General features: G+C 34.1%; 2 protein-coding genes. Both read right to left on the bottom strand.

What is annotated here, in order from left to right; genetic code table 11:
- On the bottom strand, positions 1-885 hold an 885-nt coding region (locus ENL20_01275), incomplete at its 3' end, for a D-alanine--D-alanine ligase (GenBank protein HHE37188.1).
- A gap of 32 nt (positions 886-917) precedes the next feature.
- The gene (gene aroA, locus ENL20_01280) at positions 918-2,168 is read right to left on the bottom strand and encodes a 3-phosphoshikimate 1-carboxyvinyltransferase (GenBank protein HHE37189.1); all 1,251 of its coding nucleotides are present in this window, start codon (positions 2,166-2,168) and stop codon (positions 918-920) included.
- Positions 2,169-2,334: the final 166 nt, after the last annotated feature.

Below are 2,334 nucleotides of genomic sequence, written 5' to 3' on the forward strand. Positions count from 1 at the left end.
AAAATCCAATCCTGTTTCTTTGGCTGCCATCGGTGTCAAACTCAAAGGTGTCATCCCGGGAAGAGTATTAACTTCCAGGAAATAGAATTGCTCACCATCATAGCGAAAATCGATTCTCGCATAAACCTCACAACCGAAAAGCCGGAAAATCATAAGAGCATTATTTTGGATTTCTTTGGCTTCTGCTTCTGTCAAATCAGCAGGAACATGATAAGAAGTATTACCTTTGGTGTATTTGTTCCGATAATCATACCAGCCGTTTTTCGGTTTGATCTCAACTACGGGCAGAGGTTTATGTCCTAAGATCGTGACCGTTAATTCTCTGCCTTCAATATATTTCTCAAAAAGAATGGAGTTGCTGAATTTGAACGCATTTTCCATTGCTTCCTGTATTTTTCCCGGAGTATCAATGATTGAAATCCCAACTGATGAACCGGAATCGTTTGGTTTGATAACCAGAGGAATTCCAATCTGTTTCAAAATAGATTCTTTCTGAAAATCATCATTCCCGGAATAAAAGTATCTTTCGGGAACAGCTATTTCAAGGGTAGTTGCTAATTTTCCGGAAAGATATTTATCCATGCAAATCGCACTTGCTCTGAAACCGGAACCTGTAAATGGAATTCCTTCAAGTTTGAGTAAAGATTGGATTTGACCATTTTCTCCGATAGAACCGTGTAGTCCATTGAAAACAATATATGGTTTGATCTCATTTATTTTTTCTATCAATTTCAGATAAGAAGAAAACTGGGAGGGATCGAGAATTATCGTTTGAAAATCCTTCTTTTCCAGAGCTGCTGCTATTTCATTGGAAGTGATCTCGGAGATTTCCTTTTCCTCCGAAACACCTCCCGACAAAACAACGATTTTCCTATTTCTTTTCATAGTGCTGATAAATCTTTTTTGGACAATTTATGTCAAGAAATATTGCATATAGAATCTAAATCAAAGAAAAAATCAGGATAAGATTTCGTTACCGAATTCATATTTTTAATGGTTATATAAGGAAAGATCGCTTTTAAAATCGAGAAAGCCATCACTATTCTATGGTCATTGTAAGTTTCGAGAAAAACATCTTTCGGGGGCTTTGTTAGCGGATGAATTATTAAAGAATTCTTCTTGAATTCAATCTTTCCACCGATTCTCTTTATCTCATTGAGTAAAGCAGAAATTCTATCTGATTCTTTAAATCTCAGATGTGAGATATTCCTGATGATCGTTTTTGAATCTGCAAATAAAGATAAAACCACCAAAGTCGGAACCTGATCCGGCATATTTCTCATCTCAACCTCAATTCCATTAAGTTTTTTCCTTTTAACACAAATACGATCATCTTCATCCGAAATCTCAGCACCCATTTTTTTAAGGATTCCTAAAAATTTGAAATCAGGTTGAACTGAATCCAAATACCAGTTGGAAGTGCAAATATTATTATTGCTCAAAGTTCCTAAAGCCCAGAAATAACAGGCAGAAGAAAAATCAGGTTCGATGTAAAAATCTGATAAATTAAAGTATTCCTGACCTGACTGAATTTTAATTTTATTATTAAGGGAAAATTCTGATTCAATCCCAAAATCACTCATGATTTGTAGAGTCATTTCAATATATGGTCTTGAGACGATTTCTCCTTTTAGAGAGATTTCCAAATCCTGTTCATAACACGGAGCTATCAGAAGTAATGAACTAATGAACTGACTGCTGATATTTGCCGGAATTACTATTTTCCCGCCTTTCAGTTTTTTACCTTTCACTGTTATCGGAAATCTATCATCATTGATTTCTGCTCCCAACTGATTCAAAATTTTAACCAATGGTTTTATCGGTCTCTTCTGAAGTTGCGGACTGACATCGATGGTTGTTTCCAATCCATTTTGAGAAGCGAGTCGTGAAAGTAAAAACCTGAATCCTGTTCCTGAATCCTTGATAAATAATTGAGATGGACTTTTCATTTTATCAGGTGGAACAAGGATCAGATAATCTTCATCTGAATAAAATCTAAATCCAATTTTCATTAAATTTTCCACCATTGTATTAAGATCATCACATCGGGAAAAATTATAGATTTTAAAAGAAGATTCAAAAAAAGTAGAAATTATTAAGATCCGGTTCAGAATAGATTTCGAACCTTGCAGTTCGACAAAACCTTTGGCATTAAATTCAATTTTCATTTTCTAAATATCCTGCAAAGTTTTAAACTTTCAGATAAGATTTTGGTCAATCTTTTTCTATCTTATTCCAATAAAAAAAAATTCTTCCGTTAAATCTACGAATCTATCGAAGGAAACAAGTTCGAATTAATTACATTTTGGTTGTTATAATTATGAAGATACAGAA

It is taken from the genome of Candidatus Cloacimonadota bacterium (assembly GCA_011372345.1).
Taxonomy (GTDB): domain Bacteria; phylum Cloacimonadota; class Cloacimonadia; order Cloacimonadales; family TCS61; genus DRTC01.